General features: G+C 39.1%; 1 protein-coding gene. It reads right to left on the bottom strand.

Going from position 1 to position 755, the window contains the following annotated elements; genetic code table 11:
• Positions 1 to 120: 120 nt before the first annotated feature.
• The gene (locus H5125_RS21720; protein ID WP_182745508.1) at positions 121 to 528 is read right to left on the bottom strand and encodes a hypothetical protein; all 408 of its coding nucleotides are present in this window, start codon (positions 526 to 528) and stop codon (positions 121 to 123) included.
• Positions 529 to 755 lie beyond the last annotated feature (227 nt).

A 755-nucleotide genomic window follows, 5' to 3' on the forward strand; every position in this document is an offset into this window, starting at 1 on the left:
ACATCAAACAGCGCGTTTTCTCGAACTGTTAATTACATAATAAAGAGTCACATCTCACGTGTTCGGGCTTGTTCAACACTTGGGATAAGGACGCGGCTTCGCGCGGCCTATCCTTATTAGTTATACGTACTTTTCCACTGAACCATCAGTATCGACTAGTAACACACCAACACCAGAATTATTAATTGGGAAACGCATTTTATCAATTAAGGATTTATGATTACTATTATTTGGCAGTGCGATTAGCGATTCTGAATTTGGGAACTCATTTACCACTTTGAACGCAGCGACTAAAGCAACACCTATATGAACTTTAACTTGGGATAAGCTAAATTCTTTACCAAATTTGGAGGATTCGCGTTTAGAAGATGTTGATCCTTTGGCCTCCACGTAACATTTTATTCCACGCGAATTAGTCGCGATAATATCTATTCCCGTTTGTGTGGTTGTTAATTTTTGATCTATTACATAATCCATCTGTAGTAAATACGAACAAACAGCTTCTACCACATCATTTTCAGTTAACACAAAACTTCCTTGTACGTATTACGCCGCATTAAGCGGACTAAAATAGTGGGTTAAAATGTGTAGCGAAGCGAAACGTAACCCACTGTTTTTTTCTGTTTAAAAGCCTTGTTGAACGAAGCCGCTCTGCGGCAGAAAAGATAAAAGCCCATCTTTCTCACCATCATAAATACTTACTAGACCCTGCCTACCTTGGCATTACCTAGGAGTATCACCATGGAAACTCATGA

It is taken from the genome of Shewanella sp. SR44-4 (assembly GCF_014163715.1).
Classification (GTDB): domain Bacteria; phylum Pseudomonadota; class Gammaproteobacteria; order Enterobacterales; family Shewanellaceae; genus Shewanella.